This is a genomic window from Paenibacillus sp. NPDC058898 (assembly GCF_049316025.1).
Taxonomy (GTDB): domain Bacteria; phylum Bacillota; class Bacilli; order Paenibacillales; family Paenibacillaceae; genus Paenibacillus_AQ.
Window position 1 is genome coordinate 1 of sequence record NZ_JBMOSM010000043.1, and the last position, 1,144, is coordinate 1,144.

Annotated in this window: 2 protein-coding genes; both read right to left on the reverse strand. The window is 50.1% G+C overall.

Going from position 1 to position 1,144, the window contains the following annotated elements; all coding sequences use genetic code 11:
- Positions 1 to 126 precede the first annotated feature (126 nt).
- Positions 127 to 312: a Rop family plasmid primer RNA-binding protein gene (locus ACOZB4_RS34090; protein ID WP_013772937.1), complete on the reverse strand. Its 186-nt coding sequence runs from the start codon at positions 310 to 312 to the stop codon at positions 127 to 129.
- Between the two features lie 365 nt (positions 313 to 677).
- Entirely contained in the window at positions 678 to 905 is a 228-nt protein-coding gene (locus ACOZB4_RS34095; protein WP_021243043.1) for a YgdI/YgdR family lipoprotein, read from the reverse strand.
- Positions 906 to 1,144: the final 239 nt, after the last annotated feature.

The window sequence follows — 1,144 nt, forward strand, 5'->3', positions numbered from 1 at the left end:
GACAGGATGTGCATTTGTAATACCGCGCACGCGCCGGCATCACAAATACCCTGGTCAGGGCTGCGCCCCGACACCCCGCCATCGCCTCACGGCCGCGCACTGAATTGCGCACCCGTTCACCGATTTTCACGCATTTTCCTCGCCTATCTGTGCGTTCAGCATGGCGTAAAGCGCTTCGGCCTGATCGTGCAGGTGCTCACAGCAGCCGGCAGCCTCATCCAGATCCATCTGCTCGAGCCGCTCAAGGAGGAGAAGTGTCTGTGCGCGGATAAATTTGGCCATATTGAGGGCGGCGGATTCCTGTCTGGTCACTGGTGATTTTCCCCGTCTGGTGATGATTTTTGCGTGAAAAGAGCATGGCGTCATTCTGGTGCATAGTCATGCATGCCGTTAAAATTTAACAGGCGCGTTTCTGACGGGTTCCGGGGTGGTTTGTTGTGGTTTTTGTCATGGTTTCGTCAGGAACGCGCTGAACGCGTCTCAGGCGGTGCGGGCAACGGATGTTATGGTAAATTCTTGGGGGCTTGATTATAAAATACCGCACTTCCTCTTATGTCTTGTGCTTTTTAGACAACCCTGAAAGCTTTTAGCTTTGGTGATGCAATTTGCTGGGATTTTGGCGGAGAACCACAGGTAAAGAAAAAGGCCACATTAGCGGCCTTTTTCGGAGAAGATGCTCAGTGCGGAATTTCGGAGACTTCTTTAACGTCGGTTTTATTGATCTGCTGTTTGACACCATTCGCGTCTGTATAGCCAAGCAGGCCTGAGTCTGATTCTTTAGGTTTGCCGTCGCTGACAATAGTGCGACCGTCATTGGTGTGTATGGCATAGCTTGTGCGCGTGCAGCCGGTGAGGGCTGAAAGCGCAACTGCCGCTGCGAACACTGAAACAAAAATCTTTTTCAAAGCCAGCTCCTTTTATCCATATCAGTTTTGGTCACTAACCATCTAACTATAGGTCATTTTTTATGTGAAAAGAGGCTTGATGGTGGGCTGTATATCGAGTTAGGCGCGAGGTGCTATGGTCAAAGTGTGGTGTCAGGCGGGGAGGAGGCTTATATGTGATGTAATCCGGCCGATACATCAACCAAGATGATTTAAGGATTCCAATTTGTGAGGTTGGATGTCTGAGTTATAAAGCATCT